At 70.3% G+C, this 26,637-nt stretch carries 25 protein-coding genes and 1 tRNA gene; 6 read left to right on the top strand and 20 right to left on the bottom strand.

All coding sequences use genetic code 11. The features are described from left to right. Positions 1–2 precede the first annotated feature (2 nt). Genes ACFWPA_RS03790 through ACFWPA_RS03780 form a run of 3 tightly spaced genes read left to right on the top strand, consistent with a single transcriptional unit; the run spans position 3 to position 2,587 of the window. Positions 3–1,013: an ABC transporter substrate-binding protein gene (locus ACFWPA_RS03790; protein ID WP_378506034.1), complete on the top strand. Its 1,011-nt coding sequence runs from the start codon at positions 3–5 to the stop codon at positions 1,011–1,013. Then, positions 991–1,791: an ABC transporter permease gene (locus ACFWPA_RS03785; RefSeq protein ID WP_378569671.1), complete on the top strand. Its 801-nt coding sequence runs from the start codon at positions 991–993 to the stop codon at positions 1,789–1,791. The genes ACFWPA_RS03790 and ACFWPA_RS03785 overlap by 23 nt, the downstream gene beginning before the upstream one ends. Then, positions 1,784–2,587, top strand: a complete 804-nt coding sequence (locus ACFWPA_RS03780; RefSeq protein ID WP_378569670.1) for an ABC transporter ATP-binding protein — start codon at positions 1,784–1,786, stop codon at positions 2,585–2,587. Before ACFWPA_RS03785 ends, ACFWPA_RS03780 begins: the two co-directional genes overlap by 8 nt. Before the next feature lie 7 nt (positions 2,588–2,594). Here the strand turns inward: ACFWPA_RS03780 and ACFWPA_RS03775 are convergent, their stop codons facing one another. From ACFWPA_RS03775 to ACFWPA_RS03735, 9 genes are all read right to left on the bottom strand, one after another. Further along, on the bottom strand, positions 2,595–2,972 hold the full coding sequence (locus ACFWPA_RS03775) for a type II toxin-antitoxin system death-on-curing family toxin (protein ID WP_378505711.1): 378 nt from the start codon (positions 2,970–2,972) through the stop codon (positions 2,595–2,597). Continuing rightward, entirely contained in the window at positions 2,969–3,172 is a 204-nt protein-coding gene (locus ACFWPA_RS03770; protein ID WP_378569669.1) for a ribbon-helix-helix protein, CopG family, read from the bottom strand. The genes ACFWPA_RS03775 and ACFWPA_RS03770 overlap by 4 nt, the downstream gene beginning before the upstream one ends. A gap of 37 nt (positions 3,173–3,209) precedes the next feature. Beyond that, the gene (locus tag ACFWPA_RS03765; RefSeq protein WP_378569668.1) at positions 3,210–5,711 is read right to left on the bottom strand and encodes an SEC-C domain-containing protein; all 2,502 of its coding nucleotides are present in this window, start codon (positions 5,709–5,711) and stop codon (positions 3,210–3,212) included. A gap of 37 nt (positions 5,712–5,748) precedes the next feature. After that, positions 5,749–7,626, bottom strand: coding sequence for an SEC-C metal-binding domain-containing protein (locus tag ACFWPA_RS03760; RefSeq protein WP_378569667.1), 1,878 nt, complete (start codon positions 7,624–7,626; stop codon positions 5,749–5,751). Beyond that, the gene (locus tag ACFWPA_RS03755) at positions 7,623–8,615 is read right to left on the bottom strand and encodes a histone-like nucleoid-structuring protein Lsr2 (RefSeq protein ID WP_378569666.1); all 993 of its coding nucleotides are present in this window, start codon (positions 8,613–8,615) and stop codon (positions 7,623–7,625) included. The genes ACFWPA_RS03760 and ACFWPA_RS03755 overlap by 4 nt, the downstream gene beginning before the upstream one ends. A 74-nt stretch (positions 8,616–8,689) precedes the next feature. Further along, positions 8,690–10,006, bottom strand: coding sequence for an NlpC/P60 family protein (locus ACFWPA_RS03750; protein WP_378569665.1), 1,317 nt, complete (start codon positions 10,004–10,006; stop codon positions 8,690–8,692). A 186-nt stretch (positions 10,007–10,192) separates the two neighbouring features. Continuing rightward, complete coding sequence (gene ilvA, locus ACFWPA_RS03745) at positions 10,193–11,395, bottom strand: threonine ammonia-lyase (RefSeq protein WP_378506033.1); 1,203 nt, start codon at positions 11,393–11,395, stop codon at positions 10,193–10,195. An 89-nt stretch (positions 11,396–11,484) separates the two neighbouring features. Then, entirely contained in the window at positions 11,485–12,633 is a 1,149-nt protein-coding gene (locus ACFWPA_RS03740) for a cystathionine gamma-synthase (RefSeq protein WP_378505705.1), read from the bottom strand. Positions 12,634–12,657: 24 nt separating this feature from the next. Beyond that, positions 12,658–14,043 (bottom strand): cystathionine beta-synthase, encoded by a 1,386-nt coding sequence (locus ACFWPA_RS03735; protein WP_378505704.1) that lies wholly within the window; start codon positions 14,041–14,043, stop codon positions 12,658–12,660. Positions 14,044–14,210: 167 nt separating this feature from the next. On the opposite strand from ACFWPA_RS03735, the gene ACFWPA_RS03730 reads away from it, so the two are divergent. Both ACFWPA_RS03730 and ACFWPA_RS03725 read left to right on the top strand, forming a co-directional pair. Next, positions 14,211–15,428: an acetyl-CoA C-acetyltransferase gene (locus ACFWPA_RS03730; protein WP_378569664.1), complete on the top strand. Its 1,218-nt coding sequence runs from the start codon at positions 14,211–14,213 to the stop codon at positions 15,426–15,428. A 151-nt stretch (positions 15,429–15,579) separates the two neighbouring features. Beyond that, positions 15,580–16,449, top strand: coding sequence for a hypothetical protein (locus ACFWPA_RS03725; protein WP_378569663.1), 870 nt, complete (start codon positions 15,580–15,582; stop codon positions 16,447–16,449). A 57-nt stretch (positions 16,450–16,506) separates the two neighbouring features. On the opposite strand, the gene ACFWPA_RS03720 is transcribed toward ACFWPA_RS03725, so the two are convergent. The 6 genes from ACFWPA_RS03720 to ACFWPA_RS03695 all read right to left on the bottom strand — a co-directional run bounded on the left by ACFWPA_RS03720 (position 16,507) and on the right by ACFWPA_RS03695 (position 21,392). Then, positions 16,507–16,869 (bottom strand): hypothetical protein, encoded by a 363-nt coding sequence (locus tag ACFWPA_RS03720; protein ID WP_378569662.1) that lies wholly within the window; start codon positions 16,867–16,869, stop codon positions 16,507–16,509. Positions 16,870–16,962: 93 nt separating this feature from the next. Then, positions 16,963–17,808 (bottom strand): Bax inhibitor-1/YccA family protein, encoded by an 846-nt coding sequence (locus ACFWPA_RS03715; protein ID WP_378505700.1) that lies wholly within the window; start codon positions 17,806–17,808, stop codon positions 16,963–16,965. A 141-nt stretch (positions 17,809–17,949) separates the two neighbouring features. Continuing rightward, positions 17,950–19,077 carry a class I SAM-dependent methyltransferase gene (locus ACFWPA_RS03710; protein ID WP_378505699.1) on the bottom strand — a complete coding sequence of 376 codons (1,128 nt, stop codon included), beginning with the start codon at positions 19,075–19,077 and terminating at the stop codon, positions 17,950–17,952. Positions 19,078–19,096: 19 nt separating this feature from the next. After that, positions 19,097–19,777: a nitroreductase gene (locus tag ACFWPA_RS03705; protein ID WP_378505698.1), complete on the bottom strand. Its 681-nt coding sequence runs from the start codon at positions 19,775–19,777 to the stop codon at positions 19,097–19,099. A gap of 45 nt (positions 19,778–19,822) precedes the next feature. Then, complete coding sequence (locus ACFWPA_RS03700; protein WP_378505697.1) at positions 19,823–20,602, bottom strand: M23 family metallopeptidase; 780 nt, start codon at positions 20,600–20,602, stop codon at positions 19,823–19,825. Positions 20,603–20,717: 115 nt separating this feature from the next. After that, a complete protein-coding gene (locus tag ACFWPA_RS03695) occupies positions 20,718–21,392 on the bottom strand; it encodes a M23 family metallopeptidase (RefSeq protein ID WP_378505696.1) in 675 nt (224 codons plus the stop codon). 704 nt (positions 21,393–22,096) lie between these two features. Between ACFWPA_RS03695 and ACFWPA_RS03690 the strand changes: the two genes are divergently transcribed. Further along, complete coding sequence (locus ACFWPA_RS03690; protein ID WP_378569661.1) at positions 22,097–22,990, top strand: tyrosine-type recombinase/integrase; 894 nt, start codon at positions 22,097–22,099, stop codon at positions 22,988–22,990. On the opposite strand, the gene ACFWPA_RS03685 is transcribed toward ACFWPA_RS03690, so the two are convergent. The 5 genes from ACFWPA_RS03685 to ACFWPA_RS03665 all read right to left on the bottom strand — a co-directional run bounded on the left by ACFWPA_RS03685 (position 22,991) and on the right by ACFWPA_RS03665 (position 26,632). Then, positions 22,991–24,184 (bottom strand): hypothetical protein, encoded by a 1,194-nt coding sequence (locus ACFWPA_RS03685; protein ID WP_378569660.1) that lies wholly within the window; start codon positions 24,182–24,184, stop codon positions 22,991–22,993. It lies immediately after the preceding gene. A 118-nt stretch (positions 24,185–24,302) separates the two neighbouring features. Further along, positions 24,303–24,379 (bottom strand) — tRNA-Leu (locus ACFWPA_RS03680). A gap of 26 nt (positions 24,380–24,405) precedes the next feature. Next, positions 24,406–25,350, bottom strand: coding sequence for an exopolyphosphatase (locus ACFWPA_RS03675; protein WP_378505695.1), 945 nt, complete (start codon positions 25,348–25,350; stop codon positions 24,406–24,408). Then, on the bottom strand, positions 25,347–25,928 hold the full coding sequence (locus ACFWPA_RS03670; RefSeq protein ID WP_378505694.1) for a DUF501 domain-containing protein: 582 nt from the start codon (positions 25,926–25,928) through the stop codon (positions 25,347–25,349). Before ACFWPA_RS03670 ends, ACFWPA_RS03675 begins: the two co-directional genes overlap by 4 nt. Next, positions 25,925–26,632 carry a septum formation initiator family protein gene (locus ACFWPA_RS03665; protein ID WP_378505693.1) on the bottom strand — a complete coding sequence of 236 codons (708 nt, stop codon included), beginning with the start codon at positions 26,630–26,632 and terminating at the stop codon, positions 25,925–25,927. The genes ACFWPA_RS03670 and ACFWPA_RS03665 overlap by 4 nt, the downstream gene beginning before the upstream one ends. Positions 26,633–26,637 lie beyond the last annotated feature (5 nt).

Here is a 26,637-nt window from a genome sequence, read left to right as displayed (position 1 = left end):
GCATGATCCGCGCGCTGACCGGGATCGTCGCCGCCGCACTGACGTCGACGCTCCTCGCGGCCTGCGGCAGCGATTCGGGGTCGGACGGGACGATCCGGTTCGCGCTGGACTGGACCCCGAACACCAACCACACCGGGCTGTACGTCGCGCAGCAGCGCGGCTACTTCGCGGACGCCGGCCTGGACGTCGAGATCCTGCCGTACACCAACACCGCCGTCGACACCGTGATCGACGCCGGGAACGCCGAATTCGGGATCAGCACCCATGATTCGTCGACGTTCTCCCGGGCGTCCGGCGCGCACACGGTGTCGGTGCTCGCCCCGCTGCAGCACTGGGCGACCGGGATCGGCGTCAAGGCCGACCGCGCGGACATCACCAGCCCGAAGGACCTGGACGGCACCACCTACGCCGGGTTCGGCGAGCCGGGCGAGAAGGAAACCCTGCAGCAGGTGATCCGAAACGATGGCGGCACCGGCGAGTTCACGTCCGTCACCCTCGGCACCTCCGCCTACGAGGCGGTCTACTCCGGCCAGGCCGACTTCACCGTCTCCTACCTCGCCTGGGAGGGCATCGAGGCCGAGCGCCGCGGGACCCCGATGAAGTACTTCCGCTACACCGACTTCGGGTTCCCGGACGCGTACGCGATCGTCGTCGACGGGAACGAGGACTGGCTCAGCGCCAACCCGGACGAGGCAGCGAGGTTCGTGCAGGCGCTGCAGCGCGGCTACCAGTTCGCCGCGGACCACCCGGACGAGGCGGCCCGGGACCTGATCGACGCCAACCCGGGTGCCTTCAACGACCCGCAGCTGGTGGTCGAGAGCCAGCGGATGCTGGCCGGGCAGTACATGAAGGACGCCGACGGGCGGGTCGGCACCCAGACGTTGGAGCAGTGGGCGGGGAACTCGAGTTTCCTGTACCGCAACGGCCTGCTCACCGGGCCGGACGGCGCGCCGCTGACCACCGAACCGGACTGGTCGACGTACTTCACCAATGACTACCTCGGCGCCCCGTAGCCCCACCGCACGCAGAAGCCCGTTGGCGTTGCCTGCGGTCGTGACGGTGGCCGTGCTCGTCGCCGTCTGGCAACTGTACGTCCAGGTCAGTGGGATCCGTCCGCAGCTGCTGCCGTCCCCGCTGCGGGTGGTCCGGCAGGGCTGGGCGCATCGGGATGAGATCGGGGTGCACGCCGCGGCGACCCTGCAGGTGACGCTGATCGGGTTCGCGGTGTCCCTGGTGCTGGCCTGGGCGCTGGCGATCGTGGTGGACTTCTCGCCGTGGCTGCGGCGCGCGTTCGTGCCGCTGTTCGTTGCCTCCCAGACCCTGCCGATCATCGCGATCGCCCCGCTGATGATCATCTGGTTCGGCTTCGGGCTGCTGCCGAAGGTGCTCGTCATCGCGCTGGTCACGTTCTTCCCGATGGCGATCGGCCTGATCGAGGGGTTCGCCGCGGCCGACCGGGAGGCGGGTGCGCTGCTGCGCAGCATGGGTGCGTCCCGGCGGCAGGTGTTCCGGTACGTGCGGCTGCCGTCGGCGCTGCCCTGGTTCTTCACCGCGCTGCGGATCGGGATCACCTACGCCGTCGTCGGTGCGGTGTTCGCCGAATACGTCGGCGCCAGCGAGGGACTCGGCATCTACATGAGCCTGCAGAAGAACTCCTTCCGCACCGACCTGGTGCTGGCGGCGGTGCTGGTGACCGCGCTGATCAGCATCACGCTGTACCTGCTGACGTTCGCCGCCGAACGCGTCGTCGCGCCGTGGGTCCGCGCCGAGGGTCGGGCGCGCCATGGGTGAGCGGCGCGGTGGCCGCCTGGTCGTCGACGGCCTCACCCGGTCGTTCCCGCAGCCCGGACGACGGCCCGACCGACAGGTCCTCGGCGGGGTGTCGTTCACCGCGGAGCCGGGCGAATTCGTCTCCGTGATCGGCCCGAGCGGCTGCGGCAAGAGCACCGTGTTCGCGATGCTGGCCGGGCTGGACTCCCCCGATGCGGGCAGCATCGACTTCGGCCCCGGCACCGCGCACTGCGCGTACATGCCGCAGCAGGACCTGCTGTTCCCGTGGCGCACCGTCCTCGACAACACGATCGTCGGCCTGCAGGTGCAGGGTGTGCCGACCGCGGAGGCGCGGCGCCGCGCCAGGGAGCTGTTCCCCACCTTCGGGCTCGCTGGCTTCGAGGACGCCCGGCCTGCGCAGCTGTCCGGCGGCATGCGGCAGCGGGCGGCGCTGCTGCGGACCGTCGTCCAGGATCGGGAACTGCTGCTGCTCGACGAGCCGTTCGGTGCGCTGGACTCGCTGACCCGCACCGAGATGCAGGCATGGCTGCAGCAGGTGTGGCAGCGGTACCGGTGGATGGTCCTGATGATCACCCACGACATCCGCGAGGCCGTCTACCTCTCCGACCGGGTGGTCGTGCTGTCCGCCCGGCCGGCGACGGTGCGGCGCGAGGTGCGCGTCGACCTGCCGCGGCCCCGCGACCTGTCGATCGTCACCGCACCCGAATTCGTCGCGCTGGAACAGGAACTGCTGGAGGTGCTGCACGAGGAGTCGCGGCGCGCGCTCGCCGAGCAGGAGTCCGCGCCGGGACGGTGACCCGGTGTCATCCGTCGAGGGCCGTGGTCCACCCGGTCAATGTGGCCGCAATCGTGTCGAGGTCAACGGCCCCGGTAGATGCGTCGATGACGAGGTCATAGGCGGAATCCTCGGGGGCGTCGAGATGCAGACCGTTCAGTGCGTAGAAGACGTAGGCGGCGACCCAGCACAGGCGCTTGTTGCCGTCGACGAGTGCGTGATTGCGCACGATCGACTGCACCAGCGCGGCGGCCTTGGTGTGCACGTCGGGATAGGCGTCGTCACCGAACACCGTCGAGGCCGGGCGGTGCGCGGCGGCGTCGAGGAGCCCGACGTCACGCACCAGGAGTCCGCCGAGTTCCTCGCAGATCGCCAGGAGGTCCTCGGTCGACAGGTATCGGGTCACTTCGACAGCCGGTCGAGCAGCGGGCCGTACTCGGCGACCGCGCCTCGCGCGGCCGTGCGCACCTCACTGTCCTGGGTGAGTCGAGCCGCCCGCTCGGCGATGGCGCGAATCACGGCTTCCTGTTTGCTGACGCCCTCTGACCGCGCCAGTTCGCTGAGCAGCTCGTCCTGCTCGGCCGTGAGTCGCAGCGTCATGCTCATGGAGCGATGATACCGCTCTGATACCACTCGACGGTCGTCACAACCCCAACGCCTCCCGCAGCCGCCGCACGCTCATCGCCCCGGGACGCTCCTCCTGCGGGAACGAGGCGAGCAAGCGGATTAGGTCGTCGCGGCGGGTCGGGTCGGTGGCCGCCTGCCGGGGTGTGACGCCGTCCAGCGCGGGAATCGCGTCGTCGAGCCACCGGGTCTCGTAGCCGCGGACAAACTCGTCGAGCATCGCCGCGGTCTCCGGATCGTCGGGGGCGGGCGGCAGCGCGGGCCGAGGACCGGCGACGAGATCGGCGGCCGGTGTCCGGGTGTCGTCGACGACGGTCATGCCCGGGTCGACGTCCTGCACCCGGTCGAGCAACTCCTCGAACCGTTCCTCGCTCATCGTCTCCACCGTCAACCGCCACGGCTCGACGGTGGTGTCGAGGGACAGGGTGCCGAGCACCCGGGTGCCATCCAGCCACGTCCAGCTGTCGCCGTCGGCGGCGCCGAACCGGCGGCTGAGCTTGCGACGCACCAACGTCGTGTCCGCGAGTTCGACCGTGGCACTGCAGGCCACCATCGCCGTGCCTTCCCCGGTCACGACCCGCACCGGCTCGAAGCGTTCGGACAGTAGCATCATCAGCTCGTCCGGATCGGTGTCCTCGCGCCCGACCAGGTCGATCGCGCGTCCGCGCTGCGCGAGGGTGATTGGCTCGATTCCCCCGAAAATCTGCATCCCGATTCCGGTCGACACCGCCCGGGCGACGATCAGGTGCCCGGTCTTCACCTGGGTGCTGCAGAGACGCTCCTCGACGTCGACACGGTCACCGGTGCGCAGGTCGCGCAGCGTCATTCCCTTCCCGACCCGCACCTCGTCGACCTCGTACACGGACCGGGGAGTAGCCAGCCACTGCTGCGCGAGGAGCAGCTCGTCGGCGGGGAGCAGTGCACCGCGGCGCCGCAGGAACTGTTCCAGCAGACCACCTTCGACGAGTCCGACGTCGACGACGAGGGGGTCGTGCATGGCCTCGAACAGTGCCGCTGGCTCGGCGGACCGTGTCCGACTCGACGCCAATCCGATCAGCAGCGCACCCCACTCCATCCCGAACGCGAACGCGACGGCCTTCTCGTACAACCAACGGGCCCGCAGGTCGAGCGGGAAGTCGGTCCTTCCGAGGTGACACACCTTGTACTTTCGTCCGGACCCGCACCAGCACTTGTCGTTTCGACCGAGCCCGGGATGCTCGACCGGCTCGAAGTCGTGGAGGAGGTCGTGCAGCGGATCGTCCAGCATCGCGTCCGTCCGGTGGATCATGGCGAGGGCTCGGACCGCGTCGCCACGGTCGGACGCCAGCTCGATCAGGTCCTCCAGCGCCGGACCCCACTCCGGATCAATCATGGTCGCGCGCTCGTAGTGCCGTTCGGCTTCAACGGAATCACCGCCGAATTCCGCTGCGCGACCGATGATCCAGTGCGCAGCGACCGCAGCCCGGCGGGGCCCCCGGTCCCGCAGGGCGATTCCCGCGCGGCGCAACGCCTCCGGCGACAAGCCCAGGTCGTGGATCGCGTCGTAGACCGCACTCGTCGCGACGGCCGGATCGACCAGTTCGGCGAGGGAATCCGCGAGGTCGGCAAGCACGCCCGCCGCATAATCGCCGCCGCTCGTCGCGTCCCGCTCACCCGCCCGGGCCAGGTCGAGGAACGCCGACACCCCCGGCGACGGATCGGTCGTGTTGGCGTCCCCGTCGATCCGGTCACCGTCCTCGCCGGACCCATCCAGACCAAACGCGCGCGCCAGGAGCCCCTCCGACGTCTGTCGGCGAGCGGCGGCGAAGTCGAAGCCCGCGACCGCGATGTAGTCGCCGTCCACGTCGTATCCCGTGGTGGCCAGTAGTTCCCCCAACGGTAGCGTCGGAGACCTGAACAGCGTCGGATGCGCGGATAGCAGCTGCCAGATAACGCTACCCAACTGGTCCATCCTCCCGTCCGGAACCACCGCGGCGAGCAGGGCGTCCAGGTCCGGTGGCGGAGCCGGATCCCCGTCCACAGATTGCAGTCGCGGCGCGCCGTCCACGATGGTGAGCGCGACGAGATCGCCGGGCTGGCACCCCGACAGCGCCTCCACCGGGACCAGCAGTCCCTCCTGGTCCCCGAACAGGTCCACATCGACACCCCGTGCGGCGAACAACGTGCGGTCGAACGGCGCAATCACGGTGCGGAAGTCGCTGTCCGCAGGGCCCCCGTCGAGGATCAACGTCATCGACGTCAGGTCCGGATTTGCGGCGAGGATCCCGGACGCGATCTCCGACTCGCTGAGCCGGTGCGTCAGGACCCGCCCCGCGAACAACGAATCGATCGCCACGTACCGCTCTCCCGGCAGGTATCCCACCGCCGCGTGATCGAGGTTGTAGATGTCGTCCCACAACTCATCCCAGTCACCGAGCCCCTCCTCTTCGAGAAGGTCGGCAAGCTCATCGACGGTCAACGGCCCGCTGGCGCGGAGCAGGTCGAGTACGGCGTCGGCAATGGGATCGGCCTGATCTGTCACCGGTCGATCGTAGCCAGGATCCAGACGGCCACACCGCTCAGATGTCCGCCAACCGGACGATCACATCCTCCGGTTCGACGGTGTCGGCGGACAGCACCGCGAGCAGGTCGTCGCGGCGGGACGCGGGCACCGGAACGGCGCCGCCGAGGATCTGGGTTCGCTCGCCCGTCGGCACCACCCGGGCGCACACGACGTCACCGACCGCCAGCGGCTGCGCGCACGTCACGTCGACCGATTCGCCGGTGCGCAGGTCCCGCAGGGTCGCCGCCGCACCGTCCGCGGCGACCACCTCGTGCACCGATCGCCGCGCCAGCAGCCAGCGGCCCGCGAGGTCGAGTTCGTCGGCGGGCAGCAGCATCCCGCGCCGCGCAACGAACAGCGCGAACAGGCCGCCCTCGAACAACGCGGCGTCGAGCACCAGCGGATCCTCGAACGCCCGCGCGGCCGCGTCCTCCCCATCCAGGCCGTCGGCGCGCAGGTCCGCGAGCGCGAACACCAGGTCGAACAGCGACGTCGACTGGGCGTAGAGGGCGGCCTTCTCGTACAGCCAGTGCGCGCGGTCGTCGAGGGTGGCGTCCGTCTTCCCGAGGTGGCACACCTTGTACTTGCGGCCCGATCCGCACCAGCACCGGTCGTTCCGGCCGAGTTCGGGATGGTCGGCGGGGGCGAAGCGCTGCAGCACCGCGTGTAGCCGCTCAGTGTCGCCGCCGTCGATGCGGCTGAGCAGCGACAGCCCCCGCTGCGCGTCCCCGCGGTCGGACGCGATCTGCGCGAGCTCGAACAGCGCGGGCGTCCACTCCTCGTTCATCGCGGCGGCGTCCTCGAAGTGGCGTTCCGCCTCACGGACGTCGCCGAGCGAGTCCGCGGCCATGCCCGCGAGCCAGTGCCCGGACGCCTTCACCCGCCGCGGCGCCCGGTCCGCGATCGCCAACGCCGCCGTGTACAGCGCGGGCATCTGGTCCTCCTCGAACCCGCCGACCACGTCCAGCGCTGCGCCGGCCGCCGCCGGGTCCTCCAGTCCGGCAAATGCTTCCGGATCAGACGCGACCCGCAGCGTGGCTGCGTCGAGGTCGAGGCCGTCGACGGTGACCTCGGCAACCAGGTCGACGAACGAGATCACCGCGTTCACCTCGTCGGGATGAAGGTCGTTCTCGCGGGCCACCATCGCGATATGCGACGCGAAATGGTGTGCGGCGAAATCGAATCCGTGCGCCGCAAGGTAGCTGCCCTCACGGTCGTAGCCCGCGGCATCGATCAGCTCGCCGAGCGGCACCGTCGGCCGAACGAAGAGGTCGGCGTCGTCGGCGAGCAGCTGCCAGACGACGGTCTCGAGGTTGTCCGCGTTGTCCTCCCCGATGACGCGGTCGAATGCCGCGCGCAGGTCGGCGGGCTCGAGGGCGCCGTCGACGGCCGACAGGTCGAGCGCGCCGCCGCGCACCCGCACCGCGAGCACGTCGCCGTCGGAGAACCCGCGCAGGGCATCGGTGCCGACGTGCAGGACCGCGCCGTCGGGCAGGTCCGCGTCCGCGACGCCGAGCGCGTCGAGTTCGTCGGCGTCGTAGTCGGGGAACAGCGCCCGCACCGGGCCGCCCTCGGCCGCGACCACCGACAGGACCAGCGGCGCAAGGTCGGGTTCGGCGTGCAGCAGGCCCGAGGCGATCTCCCGGTCGCCGACCCGATGCGTGAACACCCGACCCTCGAGCAGGGTGTCGATCAGGGCGCGGCGGCCGTCGACGAGGACCACGAGGCTGGGGTCGTCGAGCAGTTCGACCGTCTCCAGCAGCTCCGGCGCGGGTCCGTGCCCGGCGTCGGCCAACATCTCCGCCCAGTCCTCGGACGTCAACGGTCCGTGCGCGCGCAGCACCGCGAGGGCGGCGTCGACGGCGGGGGAACTCGGCTCTGGTTTCGCGATCACCCCTCGATCGTAGGCGCCCGCGACGGCCGGGACCGCGCGGCGAGGAAGTCGCGGGTGACGGCGGCGGGGATGCGTCCCTTGTCCGACACCGCGATCCCCTGTTCGCGCGCCCACCGCCGGATCTCGGCCGGGGTCGGCTCGGCGACGGGGACCGGCGCGCCGGGCGCGAACGTCTGCTCGACCCGGCTGGTGGCCGCCGACACCTCCAGCTCGGCGAGGCAGGCGCCGAGCCACCGGTACGTCCACTCCTGCGCCAACTTTCGGGTCTCGCAGAACGCGACCGGGACGGTCGGGAACCGCGCCTGCAGTTCGGCGAGTGCCTCCGCGGCCGCCGCACCCGGCGCGTGCTCGAGCGTGAACAGCCTGCTGTACCTGTCCTCGACGACGATCGCCGCCCGCGGCAGCGCCGACAGTTCCGCCGCCGCGTAGGTCAGCTTCCCGGACAGCAGGCTGGACGCCAGGTCCGCCAACGACTTCCGCTCCACCGCGGCGACCACCTCCCCGTCGAGCTCGACGGCGTAGTCACCGGCGGCGAGGCGGCGCCGCGTGGTCGCGGCCTGCTGGTGGCCGAACGAGTAGGCGTACTTCTCGCCGGTGTCGACGACGATGTCGAGGACCCTGCCGTGGGCGCGCGCGGTCGGGACCGTCACTGCGGGCCGGGCCTGCTTGGTGGTGCGCGGCGACTGCCAGAAGATCATCTCCCGCCCGCGGGCCCGGGTGAGCACCAGCTGCGACCGGTTCTCCCTTGCGCGGGTGAGCACCAGGTCGATCGCGGGTCCGCGGCGGGTGCAGGACCGCACCTGGTGCCGTTCGAGGATCTCGGCGTCCACCGGCCAGGCGTCGGCGCGGTGACAGTACACCTTCGACTCGCGCGGCCACGTCGACCGCGCCTTCACCACGATCCCGTTCGGACCAAGCGGAATTCGAACCAGGTACGGCAGCGTCGAGTCCGGGTCGGGATTCCGCGCGATCAGCAGGTCCTCGGGCACCCGCCCAGCATATGGAACTGTGCGCGAATTTCACCCCGGTCGGGGTGAAATTCGCGCACAGGCGCGCAGCGCAGCTAGACGATGCGGCGGGCCTTCATGCCGTCGAAGACCGGGCCGACCTTGACCACGTCGCCGGTCTGCGGGGCGTGCACCATCTGCCCGTTACCCATGTAGATGCCGACGTGGCCGGGGCCGCCGGACTGCCAGTTCCCGAACACCAGGTCGCCGGGGCGGGCGGCGTCCATCGGGATCTCGGTGCCGATGTTCCATTGCGTCTCCGAGGTCCGCGGCAGGGTGAGGGTGTCGCCGGTGGCCGAGTACATCGCGTACGACGTCAGGCCGGAGCAGTCGAAGCCGCCGCCGGAGGGGCCGTTGATGTTGCCGCCGCCCCACACGTACGGCAGGCCGAGGTACCGCAGCGCCGCCTCGACAACCCGGCCACCGATGGTGCCGTCGGACCCGCTGAGCGGGGCCAGGATCGCCGCGAACACCGGCTCCGATTCCCGGATCTTCTTCACGTACGGCTTGGTCTGATGCTCGTAGTCGTATGCGCCGCTGGGCATTCCACCCGCACGTCGGACCGCCCCGATGCCCGCGTTGTATCCGGCGAGGGTCAGGTCCAGGGTGTCCCCCTCGACGAGGCCCTGCCGCTTCCACTCGTCGATCTGCCCGTACATGCTGCACAGCATGTTTCCGGACGCCATCACCGGGTCCGCGACGCCGAGGATGTCGACGGTGCCGTCTCCATCGGCGTCCTTGCCCCACGTCTCCCAGGTGCCCGGCATGAACTGGCCGGGGCCGCGGGCGCCGGTGCGGGACACCGGGGCGGTCGGGCCGTACCGGAACCCGTTCTCCGCGTTGTACAGCGCGGCGAGGATCGGCGCGCTGATGCCGTCGCAGATCTCGCCCGCCTTGGTGAACCAGGGCACGAACACGGCGATCGACCCGATCGGTGCGATGTTGCCGCCGGGGAACGCCGCGTCGAGCGAGGACACCGCGCGGGACAGGTCGCCGCCGAACGGGACACTCGAGACGTCGGCGCCGCGCGCGTCCGCACGGGGCGCCTGCGGGGCGATAACGGGCGGCGGGGGCGGCGCGGGAGCCGGCTCGGGTTCCGGGGCGGGGGGCGGCGGCGGGAGGTACGGGTCGAGGGCGTCGACGGCCGCGGTGGACGCGTCCTCGACGGCCTGCCGCGCCTGCCCCTGCATCGGTGCGGGCAGCAACCCGATCACGTCGTCGACCTGTTGACTCGCCGTTGGCGAGGTGGCCTGGAACGACTCGATGGCGGCCGTCGCCTGCTCCTTGACCGGGGCGGGCAGGTCGGCACCCTGCACCAATCCGCCCAGTGCCGTGGCAACGGCCACAATGACCGCCGATGGATCAACCGGCATTCGCATCCTCCCTACGTCGACCGAGGTGCATCGGCACCGCGGCCGCCCCCTGATCTGTGACTCGCATCACCGTATGGTGCACGGTGTGAGATCCGGCGCATTTCGAGCGAACTCTTAGACAGCCTTCAGATTGTCCGGAACGTGCGGTACCGGATACCCGGAATCGGCCGTCCGCGCGCGCCACGCCTACTCCTGGACCCTCGCGGTGAAGCCGGCGGACCGGATGGCGGCGAGGACGCCGTCGCGGTGCTCGCGACCCCGGGTCTCCACGGTCAGCAGGACCTCCACCTCATCGAGGCCGAGGTCGCGGCCGGTCCGCGCGTGCACGACGTCGACCACGCTCGCCCCGGTGCCGCCGACCACCGACAGCAGGCCCGCGAGACCACCGGGCCGGTCCGGGATCCGCACCCGCATCGCCAGGTAGCGGCCCGCGGCGCGCAGTCCGTGAGTGATGACGTGGGTGAGCAGCAGCGGGTCGATGTTGCCGCCGGACAGGATCGCGCACACCGGCCCGTCCAGGCGCGGACCATCGCCGCCGAGCGCCGCGACCGCGGCCGCCCCCGCGGGTTCGACGATCAGTTTCGCGCGCTCCATGCACAGCAGCAGCGCGTGGGAGAGCGCGTCCTCGCTGACGGTGGCGACCTCGTCGACGTACTCCGTCACGTGCGCGAACGGGACCTGCCCCGGCAACCCGACCGCAATCCCGTCCGCCATTGTCGACATCGACTGCGCGGCAACGGGTTCGCCTGCAGCGATGGATGCGGGCCAGGCCGCCGCCTGGTCGGCCTGCACCCCGACGATGCGGACGTCGGGGCGGGCCGAGCGGATCGCGGCCGCGACCCCGGCGAGCAACCCACCGCCGCCGGTGGGAACCAGCACCGTTCCGACGTCGGGGAAGTCGTCGAGGATCTCGAGGCCGACGGTCGCCTGCCCGGCGACGACGTCGGGGTGGTCGAACGGGTGGATCGGCACCGCACCCGTCTCCGCGGCGAAGTCGAACGCGGCCGACAGCGCCTCGTCGACGGTGTCTCCGCGCAGGTGCACGGTGGCACCGTAGGCACGGGTGGCTGCGAGTTTCGGGAGCGACGCGCCGACGGGCATGAAAACGGTCGCGGCGACGCCCAGTTGCCGCGCCGCCCACGCCACCCCCTGCGCATGATTACCCGCGCTCGCCGCGACCACCCCGGCCGCGCGGTCCTCGTCGGTGAGGTTCACCATCCGGTTGTAGGCGCCGCGGGGTTTGAACGACCCGGTGTGCTGGAGGTTCTCGCACTTGAGCCGCACCGGCCTGCCGGTCCGCTCGGTCAGCACCCGAGAGTCCAGCAGCGGGGTCCGGCGGATCACCGGGGAGAGGGCACGCTCCGCCGCCGCGATCCGGGCCGGCGTCACGAGCTGCACGCCGTCAGCCTAAGGCGGCGGCGCCGCTCGTGCGCGGCGTGCGGATCCGGCGGACCCGCGCGCCGCGCGGACGGGAGGCGTCAGCCGAGCGCCTGCTCGATGTCGGCGAGCAGGTCGGAGGCGTCCTCGATACCGACGGACAGCCGCACCAGGTCGCCGGGAACCTCCAGTTCGGAGCCGGCGGTGGACGCGTGCGTCATCGCGCCGGGGTGTTCGATCAGCGACTCGACGCCGCCGAGCGACTCGGCGAGGGTGAAGATCGTCGTGCGGGAGCAGAAGTCGAGCGCGGCCTGCTGACCGCCCTTGAGCCGCACCGACACCATGCCGCCGAACCGGCGCATCTGCCGTGCCGCGACCGCGTGCCCCGGATGCGACGCCAGGCCCGGGTAGATCACCTTCTCCACCGCGGCATGCCCGGTGAGCAGGTCCACGATCTTCTCGGCGTTGTCGCTGTGCCGTTCCATTCGCAGCGCGAGGGTCTTGATGCCGCGCATCGTCAGGTAGGCGTCGAACGGTCCGGGCACCGCGCCAGCACCGTTCTGCAGGAACGCGAACTTGGTGTCGAGTTCCTCGTCGCTGGTCACCAACGCGCCGCCGACGACATCGGAATGCCCGCCCAGGTACTTCGTGGTCGAGTGCAGCACGACGTCCGCGCCGAGCGCGAGCGGCTGCTGCAGGTAGGGCGAGGCGAAGGTGTTGTCCACCACGATCTTCGCGCCCGCCTCGTGCGCGAGCGCGGACAGCGCCTCGATGTCGCCGATGTTCAGCAGCGGATTCGTCGGGGTCTCCACCCACACCAGCTTGGTGGTGGGGCGGATCGCCGCCCGGACGGCGTCGAGGTCGCCCATCGGCGCCGGGGTGTGCTCGATCCCCCACTCGGTGAACACCTTGTCGATCAGCCGGAACGTGCCGCCGTAGGCGTCGTTCGGGATCACCAGGTGGTCGCCGGGCCGCAGCACCGACCGCAGCAGGCAGTCGGTGGCGGCCATGCCGGACGAGAACGCCCGCCCGTGGCGTCCGCCCTCGATCGCGGCGAGGTTCGCCTCGAGCGGACGCCGGGTCGGGTTGCCGGTCCGCGCGTACTCGAAGCCGCCGCGCATGCCGCCGACGCCGTCCTGCGCGAACGTGGAGCTGGCGTAGATCGGCACGTTCACCGCACCGGTCTGCGGGTCCGGATCGAAGCCCGCGTGAATGGCCCTGGTGGAGAATCCCTGCTGCTGCTCGCTCATGGCGACAGCCTAGCGAGCCGGGCGTCAGGCGCCCGCGCTGAGGAAGCCGAGCAGGTCCTGCCGGGTGATGACGCCGACCGGCTTGCCGTCGTCGACGACCATCAGCGCGTCGGTGTCGCCGAGCGCCTTCGTCGCGGCGCTGACCGGCTCGCCGGAGCCGATCAGCGGGAACGCCGCGCTCATGTGCTTGGACACCGGGTCCGCGAGCTGCGCGCGGCCCTCGAACACCGCGGAGAGCAGTTCCCGCTCGGTGACGCTGCCCGCGACCTCGCCCGCCATCACCGGCGGCTCGGCCCCGACCACCGGCATCTGCGAGACGCCGTACTCGCGCAGGATCTCGATGGCGTCGCGCAGCGTCTCGGTCGGGTGGGTGTGCACCAGGTCGGGCAGCTCGCCCGACTTTCCGCGCAGCACATCCCCGACGGTCGGCTCCGCGGCCGTGCTGCCGTCGAGCGGGGTGCGGAGGAAGCCGTACGACGCCATCCACTTGTCGTTGAAGATCTTCGACAGGTACCCGCGGCCGCCGTCGGGCAGCAGCACCACGACCACCGCGTCCGGGTCCCGCTCGGCGACGCGCAGCGCCGCGACGACCGCCATGCCGCAGGATCCGCCGACCAGCAGGCCCTCCTCGCGGGCGAGGCGACGGGTCATGTCGAACGAGTCGGCGTCGGAGACGGCGATGATCTCGTCGGGGATGGACGGGTCGTAGGCGGTGGGCCAGAAGTCCTCGCCGACGCCCTCGACGAGGTAGGGCCTGCCGGTGCCGCCGGAGTACACCGAGCCCTCGGGGTCGGCGCCGATGACCTGCACCTTCCCGCCGGAGACCTCCTTGAGGTAGCGGCCGGTGCCGGTGATGGTGCCGCCCGTGCCGACGCCGGCGACGAAGTGGGTGATCTTGCCGTCGGTGTCGCGCCAGATCTCGGGGCCGGTGGTCTCGTAGTGGCTGTCCGGGCCGCCCGGGTTGGCGTACTGGTTCGGCTTCCAGGCGCCGGGGATCTCCTGCACCAGGCGGTCGGAGACGTTGTAGTAGCTGTCCGGGTGTTCCGGGGCGACCGCGGTCGGGCAGACCACGACCTCGGCGCCGTACGCCTTGAGCACGTTGCGCTTGTCCTCGCTGACCTTGTCCGGGCAGACGAACACGCACTTGTAGCCGCGCTGCTGCGCGACGAGCGCCAGGCCGATCCCGGTGTTGCCGGAGGTCGGTTCGACGATTGTGCCGCCCGGCTTCAGCTCCCCGGACGCCTCGGCCGCGTCGACCATCTTGACCGCGATCCGGTCCTTGGAGCTGCCGCCCGGGTTGAGGTACTCAATCTTCGCCGCCACCAGGCCGGAGCCGGGTGAGACCACCGAATTCAGCTTCACCAGGGGGGTGTTTCCGATGAGGTCAACGACGTGATCCGCGATGCGCATGACCCCATCGTCCCAGAGTGCGCGGTGTCGGCAACAGCTGGTCCTCGGCCCGCTGACCGGACTGTGTGACATGCGCCCGATCGGGGCAACGTAACGTCATTCCCACACACCCGAGTTCGGATTCACCTGTTCGGATTCACCGCTGCACAGAAACGCAAGGAGTACTCATGCCCGAGGCTGTCATTGTCTCCGCCGTGCGCTCGCCGATCGGCCGCGCCGGTAAGGGATCGCTGAAGGACGTCCGTCCCGACGATCTGGCCGCGCAGATGGTCGCCGCCGCGCTGGCGAAGGTCCCCGAGCTCGACCCCGCCGAGATCGACGACCTGCTCATGGGCTGCGGTCAGCCGGGCGGCCAGTCCGGCTTCAACATCGGCCGCGTCACCGCCGTGAACCTGGGCTACGACTTCCTGCCCGGTGTGACCGTCAACCGCTACTGCTCCTCGTCGCTGCAGACCACCCGGATGGCGATGCACGCGATCCGCGCCGGTGAGGGCGACGTGTTCATCTCCGCCGGCGTCGAGTCGGTGTCCAGCTTCACCACCGGCAACGCCGACGGCTGGCCGAACACCAAGAACCCGAAGTACGCCGAGGCGATGGAGCGCTCCGCCAAGGAGGCCGAGGGCGGCATCGCGTGGTCCGACCCGCGCGAGAAGGGTCTGCTGCCCGACGTCTACCTGGGCATGGGCCAGACCGCCGAGAACGTCGCGTCGCTGACCGGCATCTCCCGCGAGGACCAGGACCGCTGGGGCGTCCGCAGCCAGAACCGCGCGGAGGAGGCGATCAACCGCGGCTTCTTCGCCAATGAGATCACCCCGGTCACCCTCGCGGACGGCACCGTCGTCTCCACCGACGACGGCCCGCGCGCCGGCACCAGCTACGAGAAGATCAGCCAGCTCAAGCCGGTCTTTCGCCCCGATGGCACCGTCACCGCCGGCAACGCCTGCCCGCTCAACGACGGCGCGGCCGCGCTGGTCATCATGTCCGACACCAAGGCGAAGGCCCTTGGCCTGACCCCGCTCGCGCGCATCGTCTCCACCGCCGCGACCGGCCTGTCCCCCGAGATCATGGGCCTGGGCCCGATCGAGGCGGTCAAGAAGGCCCTCGGCTACGCCAAGATGGGTGTCTCCGACATCGACCTGTTCGAGATCAACGAGGCGTTCGCGGTCCAGGTGCTCGGCTCGGCCCGCGCCCTCGACCTGGACGAGGACAAGATCAACGTCTCCGGTGGCGCGATCGCCCTCGGCCACCCGTTCGGCATGACCGGTGCCCGGATCACCAACACCCTGCTCAACAACCTGCGTGAGCAGGACAAGACCTTCGGCGTCGAGACCATGTGCGTCGGCGGCGGCCAGGGCATGGCGATGGTGCTCGAGCGCCTGAGCTGATTTTCGTTCCGCCGAACGGGCGGTTACCGGGCGGGCCTCTCGGCCGATGCCCCGGTAACCGCCCGTTCGGTGTCTGTGGACAGGTTCTCGAGTTGTCCACAGCCGCGGCGCAGGGCTGTATGGCGGGTGCGGCGGACGGCACGGTGGGGCGATGGGGGTGTACGACTCACCGTTTCGCGGTTCGCGCGCGGTCGCGGCGCGGCAGCTGACCCAGCATCAGCTGCGCCACGACTGCACCCGCATCTACCGCGACGTCTACGTCGGCAACCGGGTGCCGGTCACCGCGGCGGTCCGCGCCCGCGCCGCCTGGCTGTTCGCCGGACCCAACTGCGTGCTGGCAGGGTTTTCGGCCGCCGCACTGCACGGCACCAAGTGGATCGACGACTGCACGCCAGCGGAGGTCGTCCGGCACGGGCACTGGAGAGCCCCTGCCGGGATGCGCTGCCACGACTACCGCCTGGACCCAGACGAGGTCACAGTGGTCGAGGGCGTGCCGGTCACCACCGCGGCTCGCACCGGGTTCGACCTCGGTCGGAGATTGCCTCGCATCGCCGCGACCACCGCGCTCGACGCGCTCTGCAACGCCACCGGCCTCGAACCCAAGCAGATCGCCGACGTCGCGGACCGGCACCCGGGTGCGCGGGGAGTGCGCAATCTTCGTCGACACCTCATCGACGTGGACGGGGGCGCTCAGTCGCCGCCGGAAACCCACACCCGGCTGGCCATGGTCGACGCGGGGCTGCCGCGGCCAGCAACGCAGATCCCCATCGCGGAGGACGACGGTTTCGTCTTCGCGCACTCCGATATCGGGTGGCCGCAGTGGCGCGTGCTGGTCGAGTACGACGGCGAGCACCACTGGACGGACCGCAGGCAGAGGGCCTGGGACATCGAGCGTCTGGCGCGGATCGAGGCGCTCGGCTGGACGGTGGTCCGCGTCGGCGCGGAACTGCTCTACAGGCGCCGCGCCGTGTTGGTGGAGCGGGTCACCGACGCCCTCCGCGGCGCCGGTGCGCCGGTGTAGCGCCGAACGGGCGGTTACCGGGACGGCCACTCGGCCGATACCCCAGCAACCGCCCGTTCAGTGCGGGCGCGCGTGTGCGTCGACGAGATTCTTGGCGTCGAGCAGGCCGAGGCCCGGATGCAGTTCACGTAGGGCCTTGACCGCGCGCACCGCCGACGGTGCCGAGGCCACCGCGTCCCGCACATCCTCGACGGGGACGGTGGCGGGGTCCACCCGCTCGGGTGCCGGTCCATTGCTACGCCCGCGCCAGATGACGACGGCAAAGGTCACCGATCCGACCAACGCGAACGCCCAAACCGCGAACGTGACCCAGTCCCACACCGACGCGTCGGACCGCACCCCCTGAACCGTGTCGGGCGCGGACAGGATCAGCCAGACGAACAGCAGCACCCAGTACCAGCGCTCCGCCTTCCGAGTCATGCCTCGATGATGCCTCCTGAGACACCGAACGGGCGGTTACCGGGACGGCCACTCGGCCGATGCCCCAGCAACCGCCCGTTCGGCGGGGTGCTGCTAGTCGTTGTTGAAGTAGCTCAGCAGTCGCAGGATCTCGACGTACAGCCACACCAGGGTGACGGTGAGGCCGAGGGCGACGCCCCACGCCGCCTTCTCCGGCGCCTGCGCGCGGATCAGCTGGTCGGCGGCGTCGAAGTCCAGCAGGAAGCTGAACGCGGCGATGCCGATGCAGACGAGGCTGAAGATGATCGCCATCGCGCCGCCGTCGCGCAGGCCCAGGCCGCCGTCCATGAAGAAGCTGGCGATCAGGTTGCCGAGCGAGAGCACCACGACACCGATCAGGGCGCCGACGATCATCCGGGTCAGCCGCGGGGTGACGCGGATGGCGCCGGTCTTGTAGACGACGAGCATGCCGAAGAACACGCCGAAGGTGCCGAGCACGGCCTGCGCGATCATCGTCGACGCGCTGACACCGGAGATCTGGAACGTCATCAGGAACGACAGTGCGCCGAGGAAGACGCCCTCGGCCGCCGCGTAGGCCAGCACGATCGCCGGGTTGTCCATCTTGTTGCCGAAGCTGGCGATCAGCACCAGTACCAGGCCGACGAGGCCGCCGACGATGACGAACGGCGCCGCCAGGTTGATGTTCTGGTTGACCAGCACGTAGGAGACGATCGCCGTGATGGTCAGCACGCCGAGCGTGATGCCGGTCTTGGTGACGACGTCGTCGATGGTCATGGCCCGCTGGGCGGGTCCGGTGGTGTAGGGCTCGGCCTGCGTGTACTGCGGCTGGCCGAACTGCTGGGTCATCTGCCCGGCGCCTGCCGCGGCAGAACCGAACGAGGCGTATCCGCCCTCCTGCTTCGGGAGGTTGCGGAACACCGGGTTGCTGGTGGTGCGCACCGTGCGTGTCCCTTCTTTCGATGGCCCGGATGGGCCGGTCGGGCCGGAATGACCCGACCTCACTACCTGGGTAACGACTAACGCCCGTCTGCGAGTTCCCCTCGGACGGACAATTCGGACTCTACCGTCCCGGACGCCGACTCATCGTGCCACCGACCGGGTAACGGTGAACTTGGGATTGCGTCCGATCTGTTCGGTTGGACCGACGGCGGACGCCAGCGCCGGGCGGTAGCCGAGGTGCGAGTTGAACACCGTCCACAGTTCCCCGCCGGGACGCAGGACCCGGGCGGCGGCCCGGAACATCGCCTGCGCGGCGCCGGTGTGCACGGCGGCACCGATATGGAACGGCGGATTGCACACGATCAGGTCGGCGGAGCGGGCGTCGAGGGTCGACATCGCGTCGTCACGCAGGCAGGTCACTCGCTCCCCCACCCCGTTGGCTGCGGCGGTCGCGGCGGCCGAGTCGACGGCCGCCGCGGACTGGTCGGTGGCGATGACCGCGAGCTCGGGCCGCAGCCGGGCGAGGCTGACCGCGAGGATCCCGGTGCCGCAGCCCAGATCGACGGCGGTCCGGGCAGTCGGGTCGGTGCGCGGCAGGACGTCGAGCAGGAACCGGGTGCCGAGGTCGAGCGTCGGCCCGGCGAAGGCGGCGCCGTGCGCGACGACGTCGAGACCCAACTCGGGAAGGTGTTCGCGCCGAGGGTAGCTCGCGGGGCCCGGGGTCGGTCCGGCGGCGACGAGGACACGAGACTTCTGCCGTCCGCGGGTCGCGTGCACCTCGGCGAAGGAGCCGGCCAGCACGTCGTTGAAGGTCCGGCCCATGTGCTTGTCGCGTCCGCCGCCGTAGACAACGACGGACGGATCCGCATACCGCGCAATGGTTTCGGCGATCTCGGCGAGCGCGGCCAGGCCACGCGGCAGTTGCAGAAGCACGACGGTCGCCCCCGCGAGCAGGTCCTCCCCCAGCCCGCACTGCCGGTAGCTGCCCGCCAGCCCGGCGCGCTCGGCGTTGCCCGCGAGGGCGAGCTCCCCGGTGAGCGGATCCTGATGCACCCGAACCTCGCTCGCACCGTAGCCGGCGACGGCGCCGAGGGTCAGCGCACCGTAGTGGTCCCCGATCACCGCAACCGTGCCCGACGCGGCCGCCGCGAGCGCGGCCGCGGCCTCGTCGAGGATCAGCCGGTCGGCGCCGTCAACGGCGTACAGGTTGGGCGCCTCGACGTCGGGGTGGCGACGCAGGGCGGCGAAGAGTTCCTCGGGGACCGGCACCCGACCAGTGTCTCAGGTGCTACGACACCCAGGTGACGACGGCGTCGAGGTCGGCGCGGCCGGTGCGGAACGCGTTCGCCGGATGCGTCAGGTCCGGATAGCCGAACGAGATGGCGCACAGCACGTTCCGGTCGTCGGGGATCTCGAAGAAGTCCCGCACGTAGGGTGCGCAGCCGGCGAGCGCCGCCTGCGGCACCGTCGCGACACCGAGGCTCTGCGCGGCGAGCAGGAAGGTGTTGACGTAGAGCCCGCAGTCGACGGCGGCGTAGGTGCCGAGGGCCGCGTCGGTGGTGACGATCGCGACGTGCGGGGCGCCGAAGAGGTCGAAGTTCCGCATCGTCTGGTCCGCGGAGGCCTGCCGGTCACCCGCGATACCCAGGCTCGAGTACAGCTGCAGCGCGCATTCCTTGCGGCGGTCCCGATACACGCCGTGGTAGCCGCTGGGGAACTCGATGTCGGGCGCCTGGCCCGCGACCCGCACCGCCTCGGCGAGCCCGCGGCGGAACCGGTCCGTCGCCTCACCGTCGGTGACGGCGACCTGCCACGGCTGGGTGTTGCACCACGACGGGGTGCGCTGGGCCATCGTGAGGATCTCGACGATCACGTCCTCGGGGACGGGATCGGGGAGGAACGCGCGGCAACTGTAGCGGGACGTGAGCAGTGCCGCGAGGGTGGCGGGCGCCACGGTGGTGTCGGTCACGAAATCGAATCCTCGACAGTCGAATTCCGGGCCTCGACGGCCCGGTCAGACGTTGCGGCCGTTGTTTCCCCAGGTCACCGAGACGCCGTTGTCGCGCAGCCAGCCCCCGGGGTCGACCTTATTGCCCTGCGGATCCCACACCTCGAAGTGCAGGTGCGGTCCGGTGGACTGGCCGCGGTTGCCGACGGTGGCGATCTGCTGGCCCGCGGCCACCTGCTGCCCGACCGCGACCTGGTAGTCGTTGATGTGTCCGTAGACGGTGATCGTGCGGTCGGCGTGCATCACCCGCACCCATAGCCCGAACCCGGATGCCTCGCCCGCGGAGATGACGGTGCCCGCCTCGGCGGCGAGGACCGGGGTTCCGATCGGGGCCGCGATGTCGAGGCCGCCGTGGTGCGCGCCCCAGCGGGATCCGAAGTCGGAGGTCAGCACCCCGTTGACCGGCTGAACGGCCCGCTTGGGCAGCGGGTTGGCCGAGCCGAAGTTCTGGTCCTGCGCCCACTGCTTCGCGGTCGCGAAGCCGGGGATGGCGTCCGCGGCGAAGTCGGGCACCTCGACGGTGGCGGGCACCTCGACGCCGACCGAGCGCAGGCCCGCGGTGACGTCGGCAGGGAGGGCGGGCATCTCGACCGTCGCGGCCGCCGCGGTCGCGCCGCCGAGCTGGGCACCGCCGACGAGGATCGCACCGGTCGCGGCGGCCACCGTCGCGGCCTTGACACCCGTTCCGTGACCTTGCGCGGGAACGCGGTGGCGACCCCGCACTGCATCGGGATCGACGGCGGCGAACGCCATCGTTCCCGGTCCTGAACTGCGATGATCTGCCACGGTCGGTACCCCATCCGTTTCTTTGGTCGGCGGCGAGCAGGTTCCTGCGCACCGTTTGTCCGCGTCCGAAGATAACAAGATGATCTCGGCCCCGTCCACCTTTACCGAAGCTTGATCAGGAACCCCAGGTGGGCACCACGCCGCGGTCTCCGAGCCACGCGTTCGGGTTCAGCCGGTTGCCCGCCGCGTCCCACGCCTCGAAGTGCAGGTGCGGCCCGGTGGACTGGCCACGGTTGCCGACGGTGGCGATCTGCTGGCCCGCGGACACCCGCTGGCCGACGTGCACAAGGTAGGTGTCGACGTGGCCGTACACGGTGACGGTGCCGTCGTCGTGCCGGACCCGCACCCACTGCCCGAAACCGGCCGCCGGGCCAGCGGAGATCACCTCACCGTCGGCGGCGGACTGCACCGGGGTGCCGATCGGGGCTGCGATGTCGAGGCCGCCGTGGTGGGTGCCCCAGCGGGCGCCGTACCCGGAGCTCAGCGATCCCGACACCGGCTGCACCGTGCGCGCCTTGAACGGGGCGGCGCTGCCCGGGTCGACCGATGCGAGCAGTCCGGCCGCCCAGTCCGCGGCCGGGCCTGCGGGGAGGTCGAGCACGGGAGCCTGCACGCCGGCGGGCAGCAGCCCGGCCGGGACCTCGAGCGGCTGCGCTGCCGCGGTGCCCGCCCCGAACTGGATGCCTGCGACGGCGATGGCGCCGGTCACGGCGGTGGCCGCTGCGAGAGTCAGGCGGCGGGTGAGCGGGTGAGAACGAGTAACCGTCCTGTGGGTGTTGGCCACAGTCATTTCCTTCACTGTCGTCGTGCCGCGGCGCGCGCATCCCCAAGCGCAACCGCGATCCCCCGGAACGCAGATGAAGGTAACGAAGTCATCTCGACACGTCGATCGTGATCAAATGTTTATCAAACTTTGATCTTGATGAGCCCTCGAGCCGAAACGCCCTGCTCAGCAGGTTTGCGAGTTTCTTACGCCGTAGCGTGACGTCACCCACACGTGGGCCGTTTCGCTGCGGATTCTGGCATGTACAGGGCACGAAAATGCCCCCGGTTCGCACCCGAAGATCGGGGCGCTGCCGGGGGCCGACGGTCGCCGAAACGACCGATGCCCGCCCCACCGACGGGTGGGACGGACATCGCGAGCGTGTACTAGGAGCCGAGGGCGTCCTTGACCAGGTTGGTCAGAACCTGCGAGAGAACGCCGACGAGGATGGTTTCCGCACTGCCCATGATTGCTCCTTTGATGCATGTTCGTACTGTCGGCGCCGACGCTACGGGACGGAAGCGTCGGAGATGCCGGTTTCAACTGAACAATCGTCCAACCAGTCGACGCCGACGCGGTGCCCCCGGCCGGGCTAGTCGATTGCCAGCATCACCCCGAGGGACTGCGAGGAGTTCCTGACGGGCCTGGTCGGGCAGAAGTCGCGGCAGAACGGCGGCCAACCGATCACCCCTGCCACGGTGAAGCACGCGTGGGGGACATTCGGTCGGGTGATGCGGTACGCGATGCAGCACGACGCGCTGACCTCCAACCCGTGCGACCGCGTGGACTTCGACGGCAAGTGCGCCACCGGCGACCGCGAGAAGTTCCAGCACCACCCGCTGACCGCGCACCAGGTGGCCCAGCTGAGCACGGCCATCACAGGGAGCGTCGGCGAGCTACCCGCCTATCCGGTGTACGCGCTGATGGTCGAGTTCCTGGCGTACAGCGGACTCCGGGCGAGCGAGAACGCCGGACTGGAAGTGCAGGACCTGGACTTCACCACCCGCCCCGGCCAGCCCACGCGGTGCGTCGTGAACGTCCGCCGCACAAAGGACCGCAAGGGCGGCGAGTGGCTCGTCAGCACGCCGAAGTCGCGGAAGTCGCGCCGGGCCGTGCCGGTGCAGCCGTGGCTGGCCGAGCGGATGCACGCCTACCTTGCCGACCACCCCCGCGCCGACGAGCCCACCGCTCCCCTGTGGCCGACGAGGAAGAACGGCGGCGACTACCGCGCGCACGGCCAGCGATACGCGGTGCCGCTGGAATGGTCGCGGCCGCTGACGATGGGCACCTTCTACGACACCATCATGAAGCCTGCGTTGAAGGCGATCGGCCTTCCTGCAAGCCGCCCAGCGACCACCACCGCCCCGGCCCAGCAAGGCGTGCGCCTGCACGATCTGCGCCATACCTTCGCGGTGATGCAACTCATGGCGGGCGTCCACTTCATGCAGGTGTCGCGCTGGCTCGGGCACTCCACCTTCGTGCTCACCCTGGACACCTACGGCGACTGGATCCCCGAGGAAGAAGGCGGGGCTGGCAACAACCTCCCCCAGCCCGAGGCCGTCGCAGCGCCCACGCCCACCCCAGAACCCGAGCAGTCGAACGTCATCCAGCTATTCGGTCGGTGATCACAATGGGTCAGCGAAGTACGAAACGCTGTACCCGTATTTATCGATCCGGGACCACTTGGCATGAGCATCCGCAACCCGCTGGCGTGCATCTATGGAAACGCATGGTTCGCTCTGAATCCATTTGGAATCCAACGCATCTGCCGTACTTACGATGTGGCCCCAGGAGTCTCGCAGATGCCCAATCAAGTCGCCGAGAACACTTGCCTCAGCAACGGCACTGCGTTCACCGGACGCAATGAGAGTCCCGAGCGGCGTCGGATGCCCGCCCATTTCGCAGTGCCCCGAATAGTCCTTCTGCCGATAGTCGTTGTCGGCGTTCCGATAGATCTTGGAGGGCTTCCACGTCCGTTCACGCTCGTCCCGATCCGAATTAAGCCAACCCGGAATCGTGCTGGGGTCGTGACCAAACTTCCACAGAACGAACTCCGTCTCCACCAACTGGCGCAACAGGGCGTATGCAGGGTAGTGGTTGTTGACGCCGACTAGCTGGACGACACCGTAGCCAAGCGCCGCAGCCGTGACCGCGATTCTACTTAGCCCCTCGTAGCAGTCACGTCCAACGATTTCGTTCCGCTCGTGCAAGTCGACGCCTCGGTTGTGGATCGGGACCGCAGCGCCATTGTTGATCTCCTTGACGAGAGCAAGCGCGGTGTCAAGCCGCGACTGGCGCATCTCGGAGTCCTCCGCGTACTTGGCCGACTGCAACTCGACACCGTCCTTGTCTGATAGCTGAACGCCTTCACCCTGTTCCTGCAGTTGCCTACGGAGCCGAGCAACTACCGCATTCGGATGCTCACCGAGGTGGTCTGCGAGAGCCTTCGCAGCTCCAGCCGCGATCTCTTGTGCACCGACGGCAACAACGCGAGGACCCACCTCGATCGGCTCGGGATGCTCACCAGAAATTACGGTTGCGATAAGGGCGCTAGCAAGGCGCGAATACTCGCTGAGTTCAGGTTTAGTCAATGCCCTGGCACGTTGGAGCGCGACTCCGATTTCTACGTCCAGTGCCGCCCTGAGCTGTCTAGCCAGAATGATCGCGACGTTCACGAGCGGATCTGCCATCGCCTCGGCCTCGGCCTCGGAGTATCTGCCCGCTGAGATCGCCGAATCGAGGGATTCCCCCTCGCCCCGCAGATGCCCAGTGAGCAGGCGAACCCCTCGATGAGCATCGGCCAGTTGCTGCCTGTTCACGGCAGCGATCTTGTCACGAGGCCCCGACATGAAATGCCCGTTGGGTAGCACGGGGGTGGTGCGGCGAGCTGGTCAACCACCCTCGAACTACCCGACACCGCTTCTACCTGCGGTGTCCTGGTGCCCCCAGTCGGACTCGAACCGACACTTTGCGGATTTTAAGTCCGCTGCCTCTGCCAATTGGGCTACGGGGGCGGGCGCCGGTGACGACTGTAGTGCGGTCAGAGGATCGAGAGCGCGATCCCGTCCAGGATGTCGTGCTCGCTGACGATCAGTTCGGTGATGCCCGCGCGGCGGGCGAGTTCCTCGCCGAGAACGTCCGCGACGATCGCGCCGCCGCCGATCACGTCGACGCGGCCGGGGTGGATGGTGGCGATCGCGGCCCGCTGCTCGTGGGTCCGGTGCAGCAGTGCCGCGTTCACCTCATGCAACCGGTCCAGCGACATCCGCGACAGGTGCACCCGCTCGGCGTCGTAGTGCGGCAGGTCCAGCGACACCGCGGCCAGCGTGGTCATGGTGCCCGCGACCCCCACCCAGGTGCGCGCCCGCTCGACGGGCACACGGGCGAAGGCCTCGCCGATCTTCACGGCGGCGAACTCCCGGGCCGCGGCGATCTGGTCGGCGGTCGGCGGGTCGTCGTGCAGGCAGCGTTCGGTCAGGCGGACGCACCCGATATCGGTGGAGTGCGCCGCGTGCACCCCGTCCGCGTCGCCGAGCACGACCTCGGTGGATCCGCCCCCCAGGTCGACGACGACGAACGGCCCCGCGGCCGCGTCGAGTTCGCCGACCGCACCGGCGAACGACAGCCGGGCCTCCTCGTCGCCGGTGATCACCTCGGCCTCGGATCCGGGGAGGACGGCGCCGAGCACCTCCCGCGTCAGCGCGAAGAAGTCCTCGCGGTTCGCGGCGTCGCGGGTAGCGGACGTCGCGACCATCCGGACCCTCGACGCCCCGGTCTCGCCGATCATGCCCGCGTACTCCTCGAGCGCGGCGCGGGTGCGCTCGAGCGCCTCGGGGGTGAACCGGCCGGTGGCGTCGACGCCCTGGCCGAGCCGATTGACGCGCATCTCCCGGACGACGTCGGTGAGCCGGCCGTGCTCGTCGGCGTCCGCGACGAGCAGGCGGATCGAGTTGGTTCCGCAATCGATCGCGGCGACCCGCGTCATTCGGTATCCCCGGTGTTATCCCCTGTCGCCTCCGGCGTGATGTTCCCTGCCGCCTCCGGTGCGACGTACCGCGGCCAGTCCGCGGGAATGGCGGTGCCCCGCAACCCGGCGTCGGCGGCGAGGGCAACGGACTCGTCGCCGAACGGGTTCAGGCCAGGGCCCTTCGCCAGCGCATGCGCCATCAGCACGTGCAGGCACTTCACCCGATCCGGCATGCCTCCGCCGGTGAAATCCGTTCCGAGCGAATCGATCTGGTTTCGCTCCGCGAGGTACGAGTCGTGCGCACGCCGGTAGCCTGCCGCCAATTCCGGGTCGCGGGCGAGCCGCTCGGTCATCTCCCTCATCACCCCGGCCGATTCCTGGCGGCTGGCCTCCGCGGTCAGCCGCGGGTCGGTGAGGTAGTAGAGGGTGGGGAACGGGGTTCCGTCGGGCAGTCGCGGCGCGGTCTTGACGACGCCGGGGGTGCCGTCGGGTGCGCGGTACGCGATCGCGAGCACGCCGCGCGGCTCGCGACCGAGCTGCGCGGCGACGACATCCAGATCCGCCTTGGGCACGTTGTTCTCGGCAGGCTCGGTCACCCGGTGGGCCCTCCTTGATCCTGGGGAATGGTCATCGACCCGGCGCCGTCCTGGCTCGACGCGGGCGGTGCCGGCGGCGGCGCAGGAGGCGGCGTCGGGGTGGGTTGCGGTTCGACGATCGGACGCCACAGGTCGGTGTACCAGGGGTCGCCGTCGTGCTTGGGTTTGGTGAGATCCTCGACCGGCGGGGCGGTCGCGCCGGGCAGCTGCACCTGATACGGGGTCTCCCCCGGCATCACGTACTGCAACCGCTCACGGGCCTGCGCCCGCACATACGCCGGATCGTCGGCCTGCGCGCTGTCCCGGGTCAACTGGTCGACGTCCGCCTCAAGCTGTCTGCGTTGCTCGGCGACCTGCTCGGCCTCGCTGCGCTGCCCGAGGTAGGTGCGCAGCGGCACCGCGACGGTCAGCGCCACCACGCAGATCACCATCGCGAGGATCACCGCGCGGGCGGTGGACAGCCCCAGCACGGTCCGCTCGGGCTGCGGTGCGGTCGGGCGGCGGCGGGAACGCGCTCCGCCGACCGGCTTCTCGGTCGGCGACGGCGGCGTCGACTGGCCCGCCGCTCCGGTGGAGCCGGGCGCGGCAGGTCCGCTCGGCCGGGTCCGCGACGTCGAGCGTCGCGTCCCGTCCCCGTCGCGTTGACGACGGGGCTCACGGCCACCCGGGCTGCCGCCCGGTCGGGACCTGCCGCGCTGGCTCATGGTCG

This window comes from Rhodococcus sp. NPDC058505 (assembly GCF_042720095.1).
GTDB lineage: Bacteria > Actinomycetota > Actinomycetes > Mycobacteriales > Mycobacteriaceae > Rhodococcus_G.
This window is presented reverse-complemented; position numbering and strand designations above follow the sequence as displayed.